This window comes from Micromonospora sp. NPDC003944 (genome assembly GCF_053605225.1).
In genome coordinates, this window is the sequence record NZ_JBSGIV010000097.1 from 1 (window position 1) to 18,755 (window position 18,755).

Here is an 18,755-nt window from a genome sequence, read left to right on the forward strand (position 1 = left end):
CCCATCTCCTTGGCCATGTCATCGACGTTGATGTTCTTACCCTGCACACTCAGAGCGTTACGGGTAGCGGCGGGACCGCAGTAGTAGAAGTTCGGCTGCGCCTCGTAGCGCACACCCAACTCCCGCTCACCATGACCACCCTTACGGTCAGTCTGAGTCTGGGTGGCCGGCTTCGCGTCCGACATCGCGTACGCCGCGGTCACCGGACCAGCGATCGCACCACCGGCGAAAGCGAGACCAGCAGCGGTCAGGGCCGTCTTACGAATCAGATCGGTACGCATGATGGCGTGCTCCTCTGCCTCGGGGGATGCCTCGGGGGACACCCGCACCTTGGGGGTGGATGGCGGTGCGGGGGAAAGTTCACAGGGGTCCTGCCCGGCGACCCGCGAAAGGGGGTCGGCGTCGGGACAGGGTGTAACCGACCGCGGCAGCGGATCATTCCGCCTACCTACGGGGGGGTGCTCGGCGGTGCGGGGGATATAACCGGGGCGACCCGCCGGGTGTTCCCGACGGCTGCTGCCCGCGCCCCACGACCCGACGGTCACGGTGGCATGCCAGGTATAACGACCCGACCCGGCCCCCGATTCCGCCGACGAGGTGACCCAGGCCACCCGGAAGAACCTCCCAAAGCCGGCAAACGTGACACCTCTGCATGTAGTCGAATGGGACACGGCGACCACGGCGGCTCGATCCACTCGCGTTCACGGAAATCGCCGTGTCCCGCTGCCACGGATGCCCCGACATCAAGAAACGCGAGTGGATCACGTCGCGTTGGCTGGCCGGACAGGTGAGACGCGCCGTACGGAACCTCGCGGCCCGCGTGATCGTGCTCGATCCAGGAAACAGGCCCCTCCCGACGGCGCGAGGCCACTACAACAAGGATCGAGCACGATCACGCGGCGCCGGCGACGCCTCGACCGCCCCGGCGGACGACGGGCAGGGTGACGGTGCAGGGTGGCAGGGCAGGGCAGGGCAGGGCCGGGCCGGGCAGGGCCGGGCAGGGCCGGGCAGGGCCGGGGCAGGGCATGGGCCGGGGCAGGGCCGGGCAGGGCCGGGGCCGGGGCCGGGGCAGGGCAGGGGGGAACCGTCAGGTTGCCTTGAGTAGCTCCAGGACCGCGTCGCGGGCGGCCAGGACGGCTGCCTCGGACTGTGGGCCGTGGTTGAGGATGTCGAAGGAGTGCTGGCCGTCCGGCACCTCGATCACCCGCATCGGCCATCCCTGTGCGGTCGCCTTGGGGAGGAACGCGTCGATGCCGGCCAGCACCGGGGGGATGTCCTGGCCGGCGCGGGTCAGCACCAGCGGCACGCCCGTGCCGGCGTCGAGGGCGTCGACGGGCAGGAAACGAGCGTCGACCTCCCAGCCGGGAAAGGGGACGAGCAGTGGGTACGTCAGGGTGATCCCGCGTAGCCAGGGGGGTGGGACGCGGAGCCAGTCGGCTGCGAAGAGGCCGCCGCCGGAGAAGAACCACAGCACCACCCGCTCGGGGTCGACCCGCGGGTCGGCGCGGACCTGCTCGACCATCGCGGCGATGTCGTCGGCGGCGGCAGGCAGCGCCAACAGGTCGGACACCTGGTAGCTGACCAGCGCGGTGACCACGCCGCTCGCGGCGAGCAGTGCGCCGTAGCCGCGGTAGAGCAGCCAGTCGCGGGGGTCGGGCGCGTCGGGTGGCAGTGGGGCGCCGTGCACCACCACGACTGCGGGCGCGGGATCGCTGGCGGTGGGCAGGTGCAGGTCTACGCTGCCGTGTCGTTCGATCGGCGCGGCCGGGGTGGACAGGACGAAGGGCCGTTGTGCGACGGGCGTCGTCATACCCTCATCGTATCGATCTTCGACCTGCCCCGGTCGCCCCGCCGACTGTCGACAGGAGACGGTGGGTCAGGTCGGGTCGGCGGGCTTCGTGGCGTCGCCGGCCTGGGCGTGCCGCTCCAGCAGCCGCTGCCGGATCTCCTCCGGGGTGTACGCACGCCGCCGCCGTTCGGCCCGCGCGATGACCACGCCGGAGGCCGCGACGCCGGCGAGGCCGGCCAGACCGAGAACCTTCCACCACCGCATTCGTTGCCGCATCGGCCTAGGCTAGACCCTCATGAGCATCAGCCTGGATGAGGCCGTCGAGTTGACCCGCACCGGCGACGTGTGGGTGTTCCGGGGTCGCAGCGTGCCGGACCGGGCGATCCAGTTCACCACCAACAGTCCGGTGAACCACGTCGGGATGGCGGTGGTGCTTGACGACATGCCGCCGCTGATGTGGCACGCCGAGTTGGGCAGGTCGTTGCCGGACCTGTGGTCGGGCACCCACCAGCGCGGCGTCCAACTGCACGACCTGCGGGACGCGGTCTGCGTCTGGGCCAACCGGTACGGCCAACGGGCCTGGCTGCGGCAGCTCGACCCGCCGGCGGACGGGGAGATGGAGCGGGCCGTGCTGCGGACGATCGCGCGGTTGGACGGTACGCCGTTCCCGTCGACGGCGCAGTTGGCGTGGCGCTGGGTGCGGGGTCGGGTGCCGGCGCTGCCGCGCCCCGGCCGGCCGGCACTTCGGCCGACCCCGGCCGTCGCCAGCCCGGCCGGGTCAGCGGGAGAGCGGGACCGGGCGCTGGAGACGGCGTACTGCGCCGAGGTGGTGGCAGTGACCTATGAGGCCATGGGGTTGTTGCCGGCGGGTCGGCGTCCGAACTGGTATGACCCGGGACGGTTCTGGAGCGGGGACGACCTCGGTCTGGCCGCCGACGCCCGGTTGGGTTCGGAGATCGAGGTGCGGGTGCCGTCGCGCTGAGGTTTGACCTGGGCGGTCACCGGCAATTGGTGTGACCGTGAACGCCTCCACGGATCTTGACACGTTGGCCGACTTCTTCGACCGGTACGGCGTGGCGTTGACCTCCGGCGACCTGCCGGCCATCGCTGGCTGTTACTCCCTGCCGGGGTTGGTGGTGGCCGACACCTACAGCTTCTCGTTCACGTCCACCGCGGCGGTGGCGCTGTCCTTCGTGGGTGCGGCGCCCGACTACCAGGACCGGCAGTTGGTCGCGGCCCACGCCCGGATCGAGGACGTACAGCAGGTGTCCGCGTTGTTGACGATGGTGGCGGTGGAGTGGGAGTTCCTGGACAGCCGGGGGCACGCGGTGCCGGGGGAGCGGTACCGCTACCTGCTGCGTATCTCGGATGACGGCCCACTCATCTGCACGGTCGTCCGGACGGGCTGACCGACCGGGGCCGGTCGGCCCGATCCGTACCCACCCGGTTTCCGGTCGGTGCGGCGCTGGCTACGCTGTCGCGTCGGTGGGGGACGAGGGGAGACCTGATGGCGGTGCGGCCGGATGGTGCGGCAGGTTCGCGTTCGGCGCGGGTGTTGGCGTCGGTGCCGTGGATCGTGGTGCTGCTCGGTGTGTGCGCGCTTGTGGTGCTCCTGGTGGTCGCGCTGTTGTCGTTCCGGACCAGGGAGCGGGACGCCGCGCCGCAGGCCGCGCCTCCGGCGTTCCTGCCGACCGTGCCGGGCGCGGCGTCGGCCACAAGTGGGCCGACCCCGGCCGCTGTGGAGCGGCGCTCGGTGTCTCCGCGTCCGTCGCGAAGCAGTCGGACGCCGTCGCCGCGGGCCACCGTGACCGGCTCGCCGACTCCGGGTCGGACGAGTGTCCTGGTGGCGCCGTCGGCGTCGGCGGACGGCGCGGTCAGCGCCCGGTACCAGGTCGGTACGGACGGCTGGGACGGGGAGTCCGCGTCGCTGTCGATCGACAACACGTCGAGTCGGTCGATGGACTGGCAGGTCGAGTTGGCGTTCGACGACGACACGTGGGCTCTGCGGGTCGGTGACGACTCGGGCGTCTCGGTGCGGGGGCGTGGGCACGGGAAGTTCGTGGTGCGCGGCACCCGTTCGATGGAGCCTGGTGACTCGCGGACGCTGCGGCTGCGCGTCGGCTGGGGTGAGTCGGCGCAGCGGCCGCTCACGTGCACGATCAACGGGGTCGACTGCCGGATCGGTTGAGCTGGAGCCGAGGCCCTGCTGTGGCGGTGGTACGCCGTCGAGGCTTCCCGGCTCGGGCCACCGATCGCTACGCTGCCCGGACGGTCCACTGAAGGAGGTACATGTCCGGCATGCGCCGTGTTCCGCGCTCGCCGCACGGTCCGGTGGCGATCGCCACGTCACCCTGGATCGTGGTGGGTGCCGGTGTCGTCGTGATGGTGGTCCTGCTCATCGTGGCCCTGGGCGCGTACCGGGGACGTAGCCCGGCGCCGGACGCCGCGCAGCCGCCGGCGCTGCCGGTGCCGTCCGCGGCGTCGGTGCCGAGCGCGCCCACGTCGGTGCCGTCTCCGGTGCCGGTGATGCCGGGGCTGTCCGGGCGGGCCAGTGGGCTGCCGCCGAGCACCGCGTCCGGGTCACCGTCGGTCGGTCCGACTACCGGTCCGACCGGGAGACCGATGGCGACGCGGTCACCGAGCCGGGCGGCCTCGGCGCAGTCGGCGATGACCGGGCGGTACCGGGTGGTGCAGAGCTTCGACGGGGGCTTCATCGGCGAGGTGTCGATGGTCAACACGTCCGCCCGCAGCCGTGGTTGGACGGTGCGGTTGGAGTACTCCGGTGGGCGGCTGGTGACCGCCTGGGTGGAGGGCGTTCCGCAGGGGACGGTCCGGCACAGCGACGACGGCTTCACGTACGTCAGCGGGGTCGAGGTGTCGCCTGGTGGTTCGGTGTCGTTGCGTTTCCACATGGAGCGGGCGTCACACACACCGCGGTACTGCACTGTGGACGGAGTGCGCTGCGGCGGGTTCTGAGCGTCACTTCCGCAAGGTTGCTGCTGTGTTGCGACCATGTTTGCAAGGCATTGCAGAATGTTTCGGCAAGGGTTAGCGTGCGCCCATCAGCGACCAGAGGAAGGCGTCGATGAGACCCTCGCCGATTTCAGGAACCGCCCTGCTGGCCCTTGCCTCACTGCTCACCGTCACGCTCGTCGGCGCTCCGGTCGCCGTGCACCCCGCCGCGGCAGGCCCCCGCCCGTCCGACGGCGCCCCACTCGTGCTCGCCGGCGCGCCGCAGTGGAGTGCCGAACCCACCGCCGAGGCGCTGCTGAAGGCGGGCGGCACCTCCGCCCGGGCCGAGCAGTTCTACTTCGTCCTGCCGGACCGGTTCGCCAACGGAGACCCCCGCAACGACCGGGGCGGCCTCACCGGCGACCGGCTGCGGACCGGCCTCGACCCGACCGACAAGGGCTTCTACCACGGCGGTGACCTGAAGGGTGTCATCGACAAGTTGGACTACATCCAGGGGATGGGCACGACTGCCATCTGGCTCGCCCCGGTCTTCAAGAACCGGCCGGTGCAGGGTGCCGGCAACGACATCTCCGCCGGCTACCACGGCTACTGGATCACCGACTTCACCCAGGTGGACCCGCACTTCGGCACCATGGAGGAGATGAAGCGGCTGGTCAAGCTCGCCCACCAGCGCGGCATGAAGATCTACCTCGACGTGATCGTCAACCACACCGCCGACGTCATCAACTACGCCGAAGACAGGTACGCCTACGTCGACAAGGCGACCTCGCCGTACACCGACGCCCAGGGCCGGGCGTTCGAGGACCGCAACTACGCCGACGGCAGCCGCGCGTTCCCGCCGGTCGACGACGAGTCCTTCCCGTACACGCCGACGTTCGCCGAGCCGAAGGACGCCAGCGTCAAGGTGCCGGCCTGGCTGAACGACGTCACCATGTACCACAACCGGGGTGACTCCACCTTCGCCGGCGAGAACAGCGAGTACGGCGACTTCTTCGGCCTCGACGACCTGTGGACCGAGCGTCCCGAGGTGGTCCGGGGGCTGACCAAGGCGTACGGGGACTGGATCGGCGCGACCGGCGTCGACGGATTCCGGCTGGACACCGTGAAGCACGTCAACATGGACTTCTGGCCGCAGTTCAGCCAGGGCATCGAGCGGGCCGCCGAGAAGGCCGGCAAAAAGGACTTCTTCATGTTCGGCGAGGTGTACAGCGCCGACCCGGAGATCAGCTCCAGCTACGTCCGGCAGGGAGGCCTTCCCGCCACCCTCGACTTCGCCTTCCAGGAGGCCGCGCGGGGCTTCACGGCCGGCGCCGGCCCCGCGAAGGCCCTCGCCGACGTGTACGCCCGCGACGACCTCTACGCGGCCCGGGACACCGACGCGGGCCGGTTGCCCACCTTCCTCGGCAACCACGACATGGGCCGGATCGGTTCGTTCATCGCCGGTGGTGGCAGTGACCCGGCCAGCCACCTGCGTCGTGACCAGCTCGCGCACCAGTTGATGTTCCTGACCCGTGGCCAGCCGGTGGTCTACTCCGGCGACGAACAGGGCTTCACCGGCCCGGGTGGGGACAAGGACGCCCGCCAGGACATGTTCGCGTCGAAGGTCCCCGACTACCTCGACGACGACCTGCTCGGCACCGACCGCACCCACGCCGACGACCAGTTCGACCCGGCCCACCCGCTGTACCGGACCATCGCCGACCTGGGCCGGTTGCGCCAGGCACACCCGGCGCTGCGCGACGGGGTGCAGGTCACCCGGTACGCGGACGACGGGCCGGGCGTCTTCGCCGCTTCCCGGATCGCCCCGACCGAGCGCACCGAGTACGTGGTGGCGCTGAACAACGCGGACACCGCGCAGACTGTCACCGTGGACACCTGGTCGGCCGGCGCCACCTTCAGCGGCATCTACGGCGGCACCGACCGTGCCACCGCAGGCGGGGACGGGGAGCTGACACTCACCGTGCCGCCGCTGTCGGCGGTGGTGTACCGGGCCGGCAGCCCCGTCGCGGCGGCGGCCGACAAGCCGACGATCATCATCACCAACCCGGTTCCTGGTGCGCCCGTCGCCACCCGGGCAGCGGTCACCGCACGGGTGACCGGCGATCCGCTGGCCACCGTCACCGTCGCGGCCCGGGTCGCCGGCGGCCGGTGGACGCTGCTGGGCAGCGCCGACCACGCCCCGTACACCGTGCAGCACGACCTGACCGGTCTCGCCGGTGGAACCCGGGTCGAGTACAAGGCGGTGGTCCGCGACGGTCGGGGCCGTACCGCCACCGCCAGGTCCACAGCTGTCGTCGGGTCCCCGGCGCCGGGCAGTTCCCGGGAGTGGGCGGTGGTGCACTACCAGCGCCCCGCCGGCGGGTACGACGACTGGGGGCTCTACGCCTGGGGCGACGTCGACCCGGCGTACGTCACCGAGTGGCCGAAGGGGCAGCCGTTCGCCGGCGAGGACTCCTACGGCCGGTTCGCCTGGGTGAAACTCAAGCCGGGTGCGGCGTCGGTGAACTTCCTGGTCGTCGACAAGGCTGGTACGAAGGACGTCGCCCAGGACCGCAGCATCGATGTCACCCGGACCGGTGAGATCTGGCTCAAACAGGGTGACCCGGCGATCTATCCGAGCCGGCAGGCGGCCACCGGTGAGCCGGACCCGCCGGTCGAGGAGGGCACCGCCGTGCTGCACTACCGGCGGGCCGACGGCAACTACGACGGCTGGGGCCTGCACGTGTGGGACGGGGCGGCCAACCCGACCGAGTGGTCCGCCCCGCTGCGGCCGAGCACCGTCGACGCGTTCGGGGCGGTGTTCCGGGTGCCGCTGGCGGCCGGTGCCACCGGGCTGAACTACATCATCCACAACGGTGACACCAAGGACCTGCCCGACGACCAGCGGCTCGACTTCGCCAGCGCCGGCCGGGAGGTGTGGCTGCTCGCCGCCACGGCGGGCCGCCTGCTGCCGTCGACGGCCACCACCGCCACCGGGGACACCGACATCAGCAAGCAGAAGGCGCACTGGATCGACAGGTCCACCGTGGCGTGGCAGAGACCGTCGACCGACGGCAGGACGTACGCGCTCGTCGTCGCGCCCACCGGCGGGGTCGGCGTGGTCGACGGCGAGCTGACCGGCACGTACACCACGATGCCGTTGCGGGCGCAGCGCAACGGGCTCACCGAGGCCCAACGCGACAGGTTCCCGCACCTGTGGTCGTACCGTAGCTTCGCGCTGGACCGCGCGGACCTGGCCTCGGTCCCGGCGGCGCTGCGGGGGCAGTTGCTCGTCACCGAGCGCGACGCCGACGGCGCGCTGCTCGCCGCGACGGGCGTGCAGACCCCCGGCGTGATCGACGACGTGTACTCCCGAGCGACCGACGCCACCCTCGGGCCCACGTTCGCGGGGCGGACGCCGAGCCTCGCGCTGTGGGCGCCGACCGCCCAGAGCGTGCGCCTGCACCTGTTCGACTCGCCCACCGCCGCGCCGAAGACGGTGCCGATGCGCCGCGACGACCGCACCGGCGTCTGGTCGGTGCGCGGTGAGCGCTCCTGGACCGGCAGGTACTACCGCTACGAGGTGCGGGCCTGGCAGCCGGCGGCGCAGCGGGTGGTCACCGCGACCGTCACCGACCCGTACTCGGTGGCCCTCGCCGCCGACTCCACGCACAGCCAGCTCGTCGACCTGAACGACCCGGCGCTGGCCCCGGCCGGGTGGCGCACCCTGCGCAAACCGGCGCCGGTGCCGCCCGCGAAGGCGCAGATCACCGAGCTGTCCGTGCGGGACTTCTCCATCGCCGACGAGACCGTGCCGGCCGACCGGCGGGGGACGTTCCTCGCCTTCACCGACCCGAAGACCGCCGGCATGACCCACCTGCGGGCGCTCGGCGACGCCGGGGTCACCCACCTGCACCTGCTGCCGGCGTTCGACTTCGCGACGATCCCCGAGCGGCGGGCCGACCAGCGCCAGCCGGCCTGCGAGCTGGCGGCGCTCCCGCCGGACTCGGCCGAGCAGCAGAAGTGCGTGGCGGCGGTCGCCGAGACCGACGGCTACAACTGGGGGTACGACCCGCTGCACTACACCGTGCCCGAGGGCGGCTACGCCGTCGACCCGGTCGGCGCGGCACGCACCGGCGAGTTCCGGCGGATGGTCGCCGGGGCGAACGACGCCGGGCTGCGCGTGGTCATGGACGTGGTCTACAACCACACGGCGGCGGCCGGCACCGACGCGAAGTCGGTGCTCGACCAGATCGTGCCCGGCTATTACCACCGGCTGCTTGAGGACGGTGCGGTGGCCAACTCCACCTGCTGCGCCAACACCGCCCCCGAGCACGCCATGATGGGCAAGCTGGTGGTCGACTCGCTCCTCACCTGGGCGAAGCAGTACAAGGTGGACGGTTTCCGCTTCGATCTGATGGGTCACCACCCGAAGGCGAACATCCTGGCCGTCCGTGCGGCACTGGACCGGCTGACCGTCGCCCGTGACGGCGTGGACGGCCGGTCGATCCTGCTCTACGGCGAGGGCTGGAACTTCGGTGAGGTCGCCAACGACGCCCGGTTCGTGCAGGCCACCCAGGCCAACATGGCCGGCACCGGCATCGGCACCTTCAACGACCGGCTGCGCGACGCGGTGCGCGGCGGCGGACCGTTCGACGCCAACCCACGGGTGCAGGGCTTCGCCTCCGGGCTCTACACCGACCCGAACGGCGACGCGGTGAACGGGTCACCGACCGAACAGAAGACCCGGCTGCTGCACGCCCACGACCTGATCAAGGTGGGGCTCACCGGCAACCTGCGCGGCTACCGGTTCACCGACACCGCCGGGCGGCAGGTCACCGGGGCGCAGGTGGACTACAACGGCTCCCCGGCCGGCTACACCGCCGCGCCGGGGGAGGCCGTCACCTACACCGACGCACACGACAACGAGATCCTGTACGACGCGTTGGCGTACAAACTGCCGCAGGCCACCTCGGCGGCGGACCGCTCCCGGATGCAGGTGCTGGCGCTGGGCACCGTGGTGCTGGGGCAGGGCACCGGGTTCGTCACCGCCGGCACCGAACGGCTGCGGTCGAAGTCGCTCGACCGCAACTCGTACAACTCCGGTGACTGGTTCAACCAGATCCGCTGGGGTTGCGAGCGGGGCAACGGGTTCGGCGTCGGTCTGCCGCCCGCGCCCGACAACGAGGACAAGTGGTCGTACGCCAAGCCGCTGCTGGCCGACCCGGCGCTGGTGCCGGACTGCGCGGCGATCCACACCACCGACGCCCGGTACGCCGAGTTGCTGCGCATCCGGGCGTCGTCGCCGGTGTTCGGGCTGACCACCGCGGAGCAGGTGCAGCGACGGGTCGCGTTCCCGCTGTCCGGCGCCCAGGAGACGCCGGGTGTGCTGACCATGACCCTGGACGCCCGGGGGCTGGGAGGGCCGTGGACGTCGGTGACCGTCGTCTTCAACGCCACCCCGTCGTCGGCCACCCAGACGGTGACCGGTCTGCGCGACGCGGACGTGGCACTGCACCCGGCGCTCGTCGACTCGGCCGACCCGGTGCTGCGTACCGCCTCGTTCGACCGGGCGACCGGCGGGTTCACCGTACCGGCGCGCAGCGTGGCGGTCTTCGTCCAGAAGTGACGTGAACCGGCCCCCTTCCGCGTCTCGCGGAAGGGGGCCGGCCCGTTGGTACTCTGCTATCTCGTCACCCGAAGGGTGATCAGGCGAAGCAGTTCTCGATGGTGCCACCCGGGATGGCCAGGCAGTTCGTCGGGCGGTTCGCGGTGATCGCGGACTTGTCGTCCACCCGCACCTCCCCGAAGAAGCTGAAGACACCGCCCGGAGCGAAGGTCGAGAAGTTGTGGGCGACCTTCGTCTTCGACAGGTTGACCTCGCCGAAGATGTTGAAGATGCCGCCGCCGACCCCGATCGGGCCGATGGCCCGGTTGCCGACGACCTCGCTGTCCCGCAGCGTGGTGACGCTGAAGGCGTTGAAGAGCCCGCCGCCGAAGAAGCCGGCGGTGTTGTCCTTGATGCTGCTCTTCTCGAACGTGGCCACGCTGTCGAAGGCGATGGCCACACCGCCACCGACACCGGCGGTGCTGTTCTTCTCCACCGTGACGTGGTGCAGGTTCAGCTGGCTGTCCGCAGCGGCGATACCGCCACCGGCGAGGACCGCGGTGTTCGAGACGAACTTCGTCTCGTACGCCGTGGTGTTGCCCTCGATGTCGAGGTAGCCACCGCCGAAGCCCAGCGTCTCGTTGTCGGTGATCTCGGCCTTCTTCAGCTCGACCGTTCCTCCGTCGACGTCGTCGGCGAAGATCTCCGCGGCGCCGTTGGAGATACCGCCACCACCGATGATGGCCGTGTTGTCGTTGATCTTCGACTCCTCGACCTTGAGCAGGCCGGCGTTGAACACGCCACCACCGAAGAAGAAGGCGGTGTTACGGGTCACGGTGCTGTGCCAGATCTTCGTGGTGCCGAAGTTGGCCACACCACCACCGTTGCTGCCCGACTGGTTCAGCACGACCTCGGACTCCAGGATCTCGGCGGTGCCACCCGGCTGGACCAGGATGCCGGCACCGTCGGTGTCCTCCGGGTACTCGACGAGCGGCGTGACGACGCCCGCCTTGGCAGCCGGCGCGGCCTTGGCCGTGACCTTCGGCGCCGCCGTCAGGCCCGCCTTCGGGTTGGCCTGCCGGGCGGTGAGGGCCTGGTTCAGCGGAACCCCTGCCTTCACCTGCGCCGCGATGGCCTCGGAGTCCGAGTACGACGCCCAGACGGCCGCCGGCTCGACACCGTTGTACCGCTCGAGGGTCTGGCCGCCCTTGATGGTCAGGCCCTTGATGGTGAGGTGTCCACCGCTGCCGACGTTGAGGATCCGGAAGTAGTCGGCCGTGGCCTCGCGGGCGATCGTGGTGTGCTCACCCTTGAGCGTGATCCGCTCGGTGATCACCGGCAGGCCGTTGCCCTGGTAGTCGTTGCGGGTCAGGTTGTAGGTGCAGCCCTTGGCCAGTTCCAGCACACCGCCGTGCTTGTTGTTGGCGAACACGATGGCCTGAATCAGCTTGTCGGTGTCGCAGGGCACCTCCTTCCCGCGCTCGTGGTCCTTGTCCCGGTCCTTGTTGTCGTCCCGGTTCTGGTCCTTGTCCCAGTCGCGCCCTTCGTCACCCCGCTGGTCGCCGTCCTTGCTGACCTGCGCGGTGTTCCAGTTCAAGCCGACCGCTCCGGCGCTGCCCGCGACGCCCACCGCCGCGAGACTGATCACGCCCGTCAAACCGGCCACGCCACTGGCGAGCCAGAGCTTGCGGCGGCGCTTGGCCGTCGCCCGCCCGGAGGCTTCGTTGTTCGTTAGGTAGTTGGACATCGGAGCTCTCTGCCCTCTCCTCGTACCAGACAGGGTCGCCGCCGTCAGACGGGCGTCCCCTGCTACAAATCGGTTGTAGCTCCCAAAACCACCGTATGAGAAGGTTCCTCGCCTCGCGGGCTTATCCGAGAGAAGCCCACATTCGGTTCATGTTGCTCACAACGGGGTGCGGACCGGCACGGCATCGCCCAAGCCGCCCTGAGCGCCCCTGACCTGCCCAAATGGGTACGCCCCTCCGAGCCGGTCAGGGCTCGGAAGGGCGCACCCTCTATGTGGATCAGCCATCCGTTCCGCTCAGAAACAGTCGGGAACGTTCAGGCAGTTGGTGGGGCGGTTGGCGGACACGACGGACTCGTCGTCGAGCCGCACGAAGCTGCCGAGGCCGTTGGAGATCCCGCCCGGCGGCAGGGTGGCGAAGTTGTGCGTCACCTTCGTCCGGTGGAGGCTGACCTCGCCGCCGTCGGTGTTGTAGATGCCGCCGCCGCTGCCGAGCGGGCCGACGGCACGGTTGCCCGACACCTCGGTCTCGCGCAGCGTGGTGACGCTGTCCTCGTTGTAGAGGCCGGCACCGAAGAACCCCGCGGTGTTGTCCTTGATCCTGCTGTTCTCGATCGTCGCGACGCTGTCGAAGGCCACCGCCAGGCCACCACCCACGCCGGCGGTGCTGTTCTTGGCCACCGTGGCGTCCTTGAGGGTGAGCTGGCTGTCGGCCACCGCGACGCCACCACCGGCGAGGACCGCGGTGTTGTCACTGACCGTCGTCTGGTGCAACGTGGTGGTGCCCTCGACGTCCAGGACGCCGCCGCCGAAGCCGAGCGTCTCGTTGTCGGTGATCTCGCTCTTGTAGACCCAGACCGAGCCGCCGTCGACGTCCTCGGTGAAGATCTCCGCAGCACCATTCGAGATGCCGCCGCCGCCGATGATCCCGGTGTTGTCCTTGATCTTCGACTCGTCGACCTGGAGTACGCCGGCGTTGAAGATGCCACCGCCGAAGAAGAACGCGGTGTTGTGCGCGACCGTCGCCTTGCTGAGCCTGGTGCTGCCGAAGTTGGCCAACCCGCCGCCGTTGCCGCTGGACTGGTTGTAGAGCAACTCGCTGTCCAGGATCTCCGCGCGACCACCAGGCTGCACGAGCACCCCGGCGCCGTCTCTGAACCCGGGCTGCTCGACAAGCGGCGTCACCGCCGTCGCGGCGCCCACCGGCGTCGCTGGCGCGGCTACCGGCTTGGCTGTTGCTGCCTTGGCGGGTGCTGCCTTGGTGGCCACTGCCTTGGTGGCCGCTGCCTTGGCGGGTGCTGCCTTGGCGGGCGGCGCGGTCTTGGTGGTGGCCTTGGCCGGCGCTGCGGTGGCGGCCGGTGGCTTGGCCACGGTGGTGCGGACCACTGCGGAGTACGGCGCCCAGACCGTCGCCGGGTCGGCGGTTATCGCAGATTGAAGGGTCTGGCCACCCCTGATGCTCAGGCCCTTGAGCGTGAGGTGCCCGCCGGCACCGACGTTGAGGATGCGGAAGTAGTCGGCCGTGGCTTCGCGGCCGATGGTGGTGTGCTCACCCTTGAGGGTGATGTGCTCGGTGATCACCGGGAGGCCGTTGCCGTCCTGGTTGCGAGTCAGCGTGTAGGTGCAGCCCTTGGCCAGCTCCAGCACACCGCCGTCCTCGTTGTTGGCGAACGTGATCGCCTGGATGAGCTTGTCGGTGTCGCACGGGACCTGTTTGGTGCGGTCCTTCTCGTCGTGCTTGCCGTCCCGGCCATCCTTGCCATCCTTGCCGGACTGGTCGTCGAAGCCGCTCCAGTCGTCGCTGCTCCAGTCGTCGCCCTGACCGCCGTCGTCCTTGGCGCCGTTCTTGTCCGCGCCGCCGCCGTCGCTGACGTTCTGCCGGTTGGTCGACGGCTGCGCGTCGGACACCTGCTCGGACTTCGGTTTGTCGTCCCGAGCGGCGACGCCGCCGAGGGCCGCCAGGCCGACCACGCCGGTCAGCCCGGCCACACCGGCGACCCAGAGCGCCCGCCTTCGCCGTGTCGGCGGAGCTGTCGACGCCCCGCCGTCGGTACTCGTTACGTCGTTGGACATCAGAGCCTTCCGCCCTTTCCTGCTACCAGACGGGATCGCACCACCCGAGGTGCCACGACCAGCTACAAATGGGTTGCAGCCACTGATCCCCACCGTATGAGAACCATCTTCGCGATGCGGACGCATCCGAGATAACCACGCATTCGGCGCAGCCGACGTGACGGCGGGCACCCGGGTCGGGGTGGGATGAAGGCCTCTGAGCAGCACAAACGTCAGTGAGAGGCGTCGCGGCACGGGCGAGCGCATCGCTCGCCAGGCCGGGGGCGCGGGCGTGCGGGTGGCGATCAAGGCTGCCCAGCCTTGATCCACTCGGCTTCCTGGAAAACGTGCCATCCGAGCGGCCGGGATAGCGTGACTTTCAGGGAACGGAGTGGATCAAGGCGGGGTCGACTTCTGGCGGAGTCACCTCACGGCGAGGGGCACCGCCGCGGCGCTGCACCGCTTACCGGCTGGCCTTCGGATTCCACTGGACCGGCCAGGTTGGCCTGTGGCGCGGCCGCGCGGGGCGCGGTGAGCGCGCGGTGGGGTCAGGGTGCGGTGGGGTCAGCGTGCCGGTGGGGTCACCGTGCCGGTGGGGTCAGCGTGCGGTGGGGTCAGCGTGCGGCGAGGTTGCCTGTGGCGGCCAGTCGGTGGCGCGTTCGGTCGACAGCGAGGCCGGTCGACGTGGTGAGCCCACTAGGGGCGGCGCGCGACACGATGTGTCATCGCAGTCGAGGGCTTTGAGCTGTGCGAATACCGCCCCTACCTCGCCCCCGGCGCGTGATCCACTCGGCTTCCTGGAAATCGCGCTATCCGAGCGGCTGGGATAGCGCGACTTTCAGGAAACCGAGTGGATTACGGGGCCGGGCCTCGACCCGCCAGCCCTGGACGAGAGGTCACGCGGGACGGGCAGAAGTGGTGGGTGGGTCAGCTGGGCAGGCGGGGGCCGGCTTCGCGCTGCTCGGCTAGCCAGGTCTCGACCTCGTCGGAGGTGCGGGGCAGCCCGGCCGAGAGGTTCGTGGCACCGGTCGCGGTGACAAGCACGTCGTCCTCGATCCGGATGCCGACGCCGCGCAGCTCGGCGGGGACCAGCTCGTCCTCGGGCTGGAAGTACAGGCCGGGCTCGACGGTGAGCACGTAGCCCTCGCCCAGCGCGCCGTCGCGGTACGTCTCCTTGCGCGCGTTGGAGCAGTCGTGCACGTCGATGCCGAGCATGTGGCCGAAGCCGTGCAGCGTCCACCGGCGGTAGACCGTCGACTTCTCGTCCATCGCCTCGTCCACGCTCACCGGCAGCAGACCCAGGTCGGAAAGGCCTTCGGCGAGGACCCGCATGCAGGTCAGGTGGACGTCCTTGAACTTCACGCCGGGGTGGATGGCCTCGATGCCGGCCTGCTGCGAGGCGTACACGATGTCGTAGACCTGGCGTTGCAGCGCGGTGAAGCGTCCGCTCACCGGCAGGACCCGGGTCACGTCGGCGGTGTAGAGGTTGTGGCCCTCGACCCCCATGTCCATCAGCAGCAGGTCACCGGGTCGGGTGGCGCCGTGGTTGTGCACCCAGTGCAGGATCGTGGCGTGCTCGCCGGCGCCGACGATCGAGCCGTACCCGACGTCGTTGCCGTCGTGGCGGGCCCGCAGCGCGAACACGCCCTCCAGGAGCCGCTCGGAGACCGCACGGTCGGCCGGCAGGATCCGGGCCACGTCCTCGAAGCCGCGCACTGTGGCGTCGATCGCGTCCTGGAGTTGGCCGATCTCCCACTCGTCCTTGACCAGCTTCATCTCCGAGATGGCGATGGCCAGCTCGCGGTCCCGGGCCGGCTGGCCCTCGGCGCGGGGCCCGTCGTAGGGGCGGACGGCCGCGTCCACCTGGGCGTCGAAACCACGCAACACGCGGGTACGCCCCGGAGCGAGGTCGGCGAGCGTCGCTTCCAGTGCGGTCAGGTCGGCGGTGGGTAGGCCCAGCTCGGTCGACTTCTCGCCGAGGGTGTGCCGGCGGCCCACCCACAGCTCGCCGTTGCGGCTGCGGAAGAACTCGTCGGTCTCCCGGGAGGACCGGGGCCGCATGTACAGCATCGCGTCGTGCCCGGAGCCGTTCGGCCGCAGCACCAGCACGCTGTCGGCGTCGTGGTCGCCGGTCAGGTAGGCGAAGTCACTGCCGGGCCGGAACGGGTAGTCGGTGTCGTTGGCCCGGACCTTCTCGGTGCCGGTGGGGATCACCAGCGTCTCGCCGGGGAAGGCAGCCGAGAGGGTCGCCCGCCGCTTGGCGTAGTTGGGGGTCTCCGGGCGGGGCGTAACGGGGAGCGCGGTGTCGCGCCAGCCCTGCCGCATGAAGGACAGGAACGCCTCCGGGAAGTCCGGATCGTGCGATTCCGTACCGTCCGTCGGCGTACCGTCGGTCTGTCCCTCGGTCATTGCGCCGCTCCCTCCGCTACGTTGCTGGTCCCGACGGTACCGCGCGCCCGGTTCGCGGTAACGCCCCCCGGGAGTCGGGCGGATCGACGGACGGCTGCAAGGGCCGACAACGCGCGTGGAAAGATGGCCACCATGTGCGGACTTCTGGCCTTCTTCAGCGCGAACGGCAACGCCGCTGCGCATCGCGACCACATCGCCGGAGCGTTGGAATGCCTGCACCACCGCGGCCCCGACGAGACCGGGGTCGAGGTGGTCGGCGACGCCTCCGGCCGGTACGCGGACGGCGTGTTCGCCCACAAGCGGCTGGCCATCATCGACGTCGCGTCGAGCCACGAGCCACTGCCCTACGCGAACGGCCGTTACCTGCTGACCTTCAACGGCGAGATCTACAACTACATCGAGCTGCGCGAGGAGTTGATCAGAAACTTCGGTGCCCAGTTCGCCACCGCCGGTGACGGTGAGGTGATCGTCGCGGGCTACCACTACTGGGGTGAGCAGGTGCTCACCCGGTTGCGCGGCATGTTCGCCTTCGTCATCTGGGACCGGCAGGAGCGCCGGGCGTTCGGTGCTCGCGACTACTTCGGCATCAAGCCGATGCACTACCTGGAGACCGCCGACGGCCTCTACCTGGCCTCGGAGAAGAAGGCGCTGCTGCCCTTCGCACACAGCAACTACCAGGGCGACGCGGGCGTCGACCCCGCCAACCTGAGCCACTACCTGACCCTCCAGTACGTCCCCGAGCCCGGCACCCTGCACAAGGGCATCAGCCGGATCGGTTCGGGGGAGTACCTGAACTGGACCCCCGGCGGCCGGATCGACGTACGTCGGTGGTACCGGCCGGTGTTCCGGCCGGCGCCGGTCGACGACGAGCAGAAGCTCTACCACGAGATCCGCGAGACGCTGCGGGAGAGCGTGCGCATGCACATGCGCTCCGACGTGCCGGTCGGCTCGTTCCTGTCCAGCGGCATCGACTCCACGGCGGTGGTGGCGTTGGCGCGGGAGTTCAACCCGAACATCCTGACCTTCACGGTGGGCTACGACGTGCCGGGTTACTCGGAGATCGACGTCGCCCAGGACTCCGCCCGGCACCTCGACGTCACGACGATCCCCACCAAGATCGGTCCGCAGGACATGATCGACGCGCTGCCGAAGATCGTCTGGCACCTGGACGACCCGGTGGCCGACCCGGCGTTGGTGCCCCTCTACTTCGTGGCCAAGAAGGCCGCCGAGCACGTCACCGTGGTGCTCTCCGGTGAGGGTGCGGACGAGTTCTTCGGCGGCTACACGATCTACCGGGAGCCGCTGTCACTGGGCAGCGTCAACGGCCTGCCCGGCGGTGTGCAGAAGGGGCTGCGCGCGGTCTCCAAGGCGATCCCGCAGGGGGTCAAGGGCAAGAGCTTCCTGGAGCGCGGCACGACCCCGATCGAGGAGCGTTACTACGGCAACGCCCGGATGTTCACCGAGGAGGAGAAGCAGCACCTGATGCGCCGCTACGACCCCTCGGTGCGCTACACGGATGTCACCGCCCCGATCTACGCCGAGTGCACGGAGCTCGACGACGTCACCAAGATGCAGTACGTCGACCTCTACACCTGGCTGCGCGGCGACATCCTGGTGAAGGCCGACCGGATCTCGATGTCGCACTCGCTCGAGGTGCGGGTGCCGTTCCTCGACCGTGAGGTCTTCGACGTCGCGGCGAAGATCCCGGTCGACCTGAAGCTGCCGCCGCGCTCCGACGCCACCAAGTACGCGATGCGCCAGGCGTTGCAGGGCGTCGTGCCGCCGGCCATCGTCAACCGCAAGAAGCTGGGCTTCCCGACCCCGACCCGGGTCTGGCTGCGCGGCGAGATGTACGAGTGGGCCCGGCACGTGCTGAGCACCTCGGGCGCGGGCGACCTGCTCGACCTGTCGTACGCGCTGCGGCTGCTCGACGAGCACAAGCGGGAGGAGGCCGACCACTCCCGCAAGGTGTGGACGGTGCTGATCTTCTGCATCTGGCACGCGATCTTCGTGGCCAAGACCCTCGACCCGGGTATCCAGCGCAACCAGTCGGCACTGCTCACGAAGCCGGTAGTAGGTTCCATGGTCCGCTGACCCTGCCCAACCCTGCCCAACCCTGCCCAACCCCCCCGACCCTGCCCAACCCTGCCCGACCCTGTTGATCAAGAGGTTTGCGTCACCGGAACCGCTCCGGATGACGC

At 70.1% G+C, this 18,755-nt stretch carries 13 protein-coding genes; 6 read left to right on the forward strand and 7 right to left on the reverse strand.

Going from position 1 to position 18,755, the window contains the following annotated elements:
- The 3 genes from ACWER9_RS29835 to ACWER9_RS29845 form a co-directional block, all read right to left on the reverse strand.
- The coding region (locus tag ACWER9_RS29835; RefSeq protein WP_452304972.1) for a C39 family peptidase at window positions 1-281 on the reverse strand (281 nt) is incomplete at its 3' end.
- A gap of 806 nt (window positions 282-1,087) precedes the next feature.
- On the reverse strand, window positions 1,088-1,810 hold the full coding sequence (locus tag ACWER9_RS29840) for an alpha/beta hydrolase (RefSeq protein WP_452304973.1): 723 nt from the start codon (window positions 1,808-1,810) through the stop codon (window positions 1,088-1,090).
- A 66-nt stretch (window positions 1,811-1,876) separates the two neighbouring features.
- Window positions 1,877-2,065, reverse strand: coding sequence for a hypothetical protein (locus ACWER9_RS29845; RefSeq protein WP_452304984.1), 189 nt, complete (start codon window positions 2,063-2,065; stop codon window positions 1,877-1,879).
- Between the two features lie 19 nt (window positions 2,066-2,084).
- On the opposite strand from ACWER9_RS29845, the gene ACWER9_RS29850 reads away from it, so the two are divergent.
- The 3 genes from ACWER9_RS29850 to ACWER9_RS29860 all read left to right on the forward strand — a co-directional run bounded on the left by ACWER9_RS29850 (window position 2,085) and on the right by ACWER9_RS29860 (window position 3,977).
- Window positions 2,085-2,771, forward strand: a complete 687-nt coding sequence (locus ACWER9_RS29850; RefSeq protein WP_452304974.1) for a hypothetical protein — start codon at window positions 2,085-2,087, stop codon at window positions 2,769-2,771.
- A gap of 37 nt (window positions 2,772-2,808) precedes the next feature.
- A complete protein-coding gene (locus tag ACWER9_RS29855) occupies window positions 2,809-3,198 on the forward strand; it encodes a hypothetical protein (protein WP_452304975.1) in 390 nt (129 codons plus the stop codon).
- Between the two features lie 98 nt (window positions 3,199-3,296).
- Window positions 3,297-3,977, forward strand: a complete 681-nt coding sequence (locus ACWER9_RS29860; protein ID WP_452304976.1) for a hypothetical protein — start codon at window positions 3,297-3,299, stop codon at window positions 3,975-3,977.
- Window positions 3,978-4,044: 67 nt separating this feature from the next.
- Here ACWER9_RS29860 and ACWER9_RS29865 read toward each other — a convergent pair whose 3' ends face one another.
- Entirely contained in the window at window positions 4,045-4,503 is a 459-nt protein-coding gene (locus ACWER9_RS29865; RefSeq protein WP_452304977.1) for a hypothetical protein, read from the reverse strand.
- A gap of 13 nt (window positions 4,504-4,516) precedes the next feature.
- Here ACWER9_RS29865 and ACWER9_RS29870 point away from each other — a divergent pair, with 13 nt between their 5' ends.
- Window positions 4,517-4,765 (forward strand): hypothetical protein, encoded by a 249-nt coding sequence (locus ACWER9_RS29870; protein WP_452304983.1) that lies wholly within the window; start codon window positions 4,517-4,519, stop codon window positions 4,763-4,765.
- Between the two features lie 109 nt (window positions 4,766-4,874).
- Entirely contained in the window at window positions 4,875-10,370 is a 5,496-nt protein-coding gene (gene pulA, locus ACWER9_RS29875; RefSeq protein WP_452304978.1) for a pullulanase-type alpha-1,6-glucosidase, read from the forward strand.
- Between the two features lie 79 nt (window positions 10,371-10,449).
- Here pulA and ACWER9_RS29880 read toward each other — a convergent pair whose 3' ends face one another.
- The 3 genes from ACWER9_RS29880 to ACWER9_RS29890 form a co-directional block, all read right to left on the reverse strand.
- Window positions 10,450-12,096 (reverse strand): hypothetical protein, encoded by a 1,647-nt coding sequence (locus ACWER9_RS29880; RefSeq protein WP_452304979.1) that lies wholly within the window; start codon window positions 12,094-12,096, stop codon window positions 10,450-10,452.
- Between the two features lie 294 nt (window positions 12,097-12,390).
- Window positions 12,391-14,166 (reverse strand): right-handed parallel beta-helix repeat-containing protein, encoded by a 1,776-nt coding sequence (locus tag ACWER9_RS29885; RefSeq protein WP_452304980.1) that lies wholly within the window; start codon window positions 14,164-14,166, stop codon window positions 12,391-12,393.
- A 906-nt stretch (window positions 14,167-15,072) separates the two neighbouring features.
- The gene (locus tag ACWER9_RS29890; protein ID WP_452304981.1) at window positions 15,073-16,554 is read right to left on the reverse strand and encodes an aminopeptidase P family protein; all 1,482 of its coding nucleotides are present in this window, start codon (window positions 16,552-16,554) and stop codon (window positions 15,073-15,075) included.
- A gap of 132 nt (window positions 16,555-16,686) precedes the next feature.
- Here ACWER9_RS29890 and asnB point away from each other — a divergent pair, with 132 nt between their 5' ends.
- Window positions 16,687-18,648, forward strand: a complete 1,962-nt coding sequence (asnB, locus tag ACWER9_RS29895) for an asparagine synthase (glutamine-hydrolyzing) (RefSeq protein ID WP_452304982.1) — start codon at window positions 16,687-16,689, stop codon at window positions 18,646-18,648.
- Window positions 18,649-18,755: the final 107 nt, after the last annotated feature.

Excerpts from the sequence above, each read along its gene's own strand:
- pulA (WP_452304978.1), top strand. The coding sequence starts at position 4,875 with ATGAGACCCTCGCCGATTTCAGGAACCGCCCTGCTGGCCCTTGCCTCA.
- ACWER9_RS29890 (WP_452304981.1), bottom strand. The coding sequence starts at position 16,554 with ATGACCGAGGGACAGACCGACGGTACGCCGACGGACGGTACGGAATCG.
- asnB (WP_452304982.1), top strand. The coding sequence starts at position 16,687 with ATGTGCGGACTTCTGGCCTTCTTCAGCGCGAACGGCAACGCCGCTGCG.
- ACWER9_RS29840 (WP_452304973.1), bottom strand. The coding sequence starts at position 1,810 with ATGACGACGCCCGTCGCACAACGGCCCTTCGTCCTGTCCACCCCGGCC.
- ACWER9_RS29845 (WP_452304984.1), bottom strand. The coding sequence starts at position 2,065 with ATGCGGCAACGAATGCGGTGGTGGAAGGTTCTCGGTCTGGCCGGCCTC.
- ACWER9_RS29865 (WP_452304977.1), bottom strand. The coding sequence starts at position 4,503 with ATGAAGCCCCCGTCGAAGCTCTGCACCACCCGGTACCGCCCGGTCATC.
- ACWER9_RS29850 (WP_452304974.1), top strand. The coding sequence starts at position 2,085 with ATGAGCATCAGCCTGGATGAGGCCGTCGAGTTGACCCGCACCGGCGAC.
- ACWER9_RS29880 (WP_452304979.1), bottom strand. The coding sequence starts at position 12,096 with ATGTCCAACTACCTAACGAACAACGAAGCCTCCGGGCGGGCGACGGCC.
- ACWER9_RS29870 (WP_452304983.1), top strand. The coding sequence starts at position 4,517 with ATGGTCAACACGTCCGCCCGCAGCCGTGGTTGGACGGTGCGGTTGGAG.
- ACWER9_RS29885 (WP_452304980.1), bottom strand. The coding sequence starts at position 14,166 with ATGTCCAACGACGTAACGAGTACCGACGGCGGGGCGTCGACAGCTCCG.
- ACWER9_RS29860 (WP_452304976.1), top strand. The coding sequence starts at position 3,297 with ATGGCGGTGCGGCCGGATGGTGCGGCAGGTTCGCGTTCGGCGCGGGTG.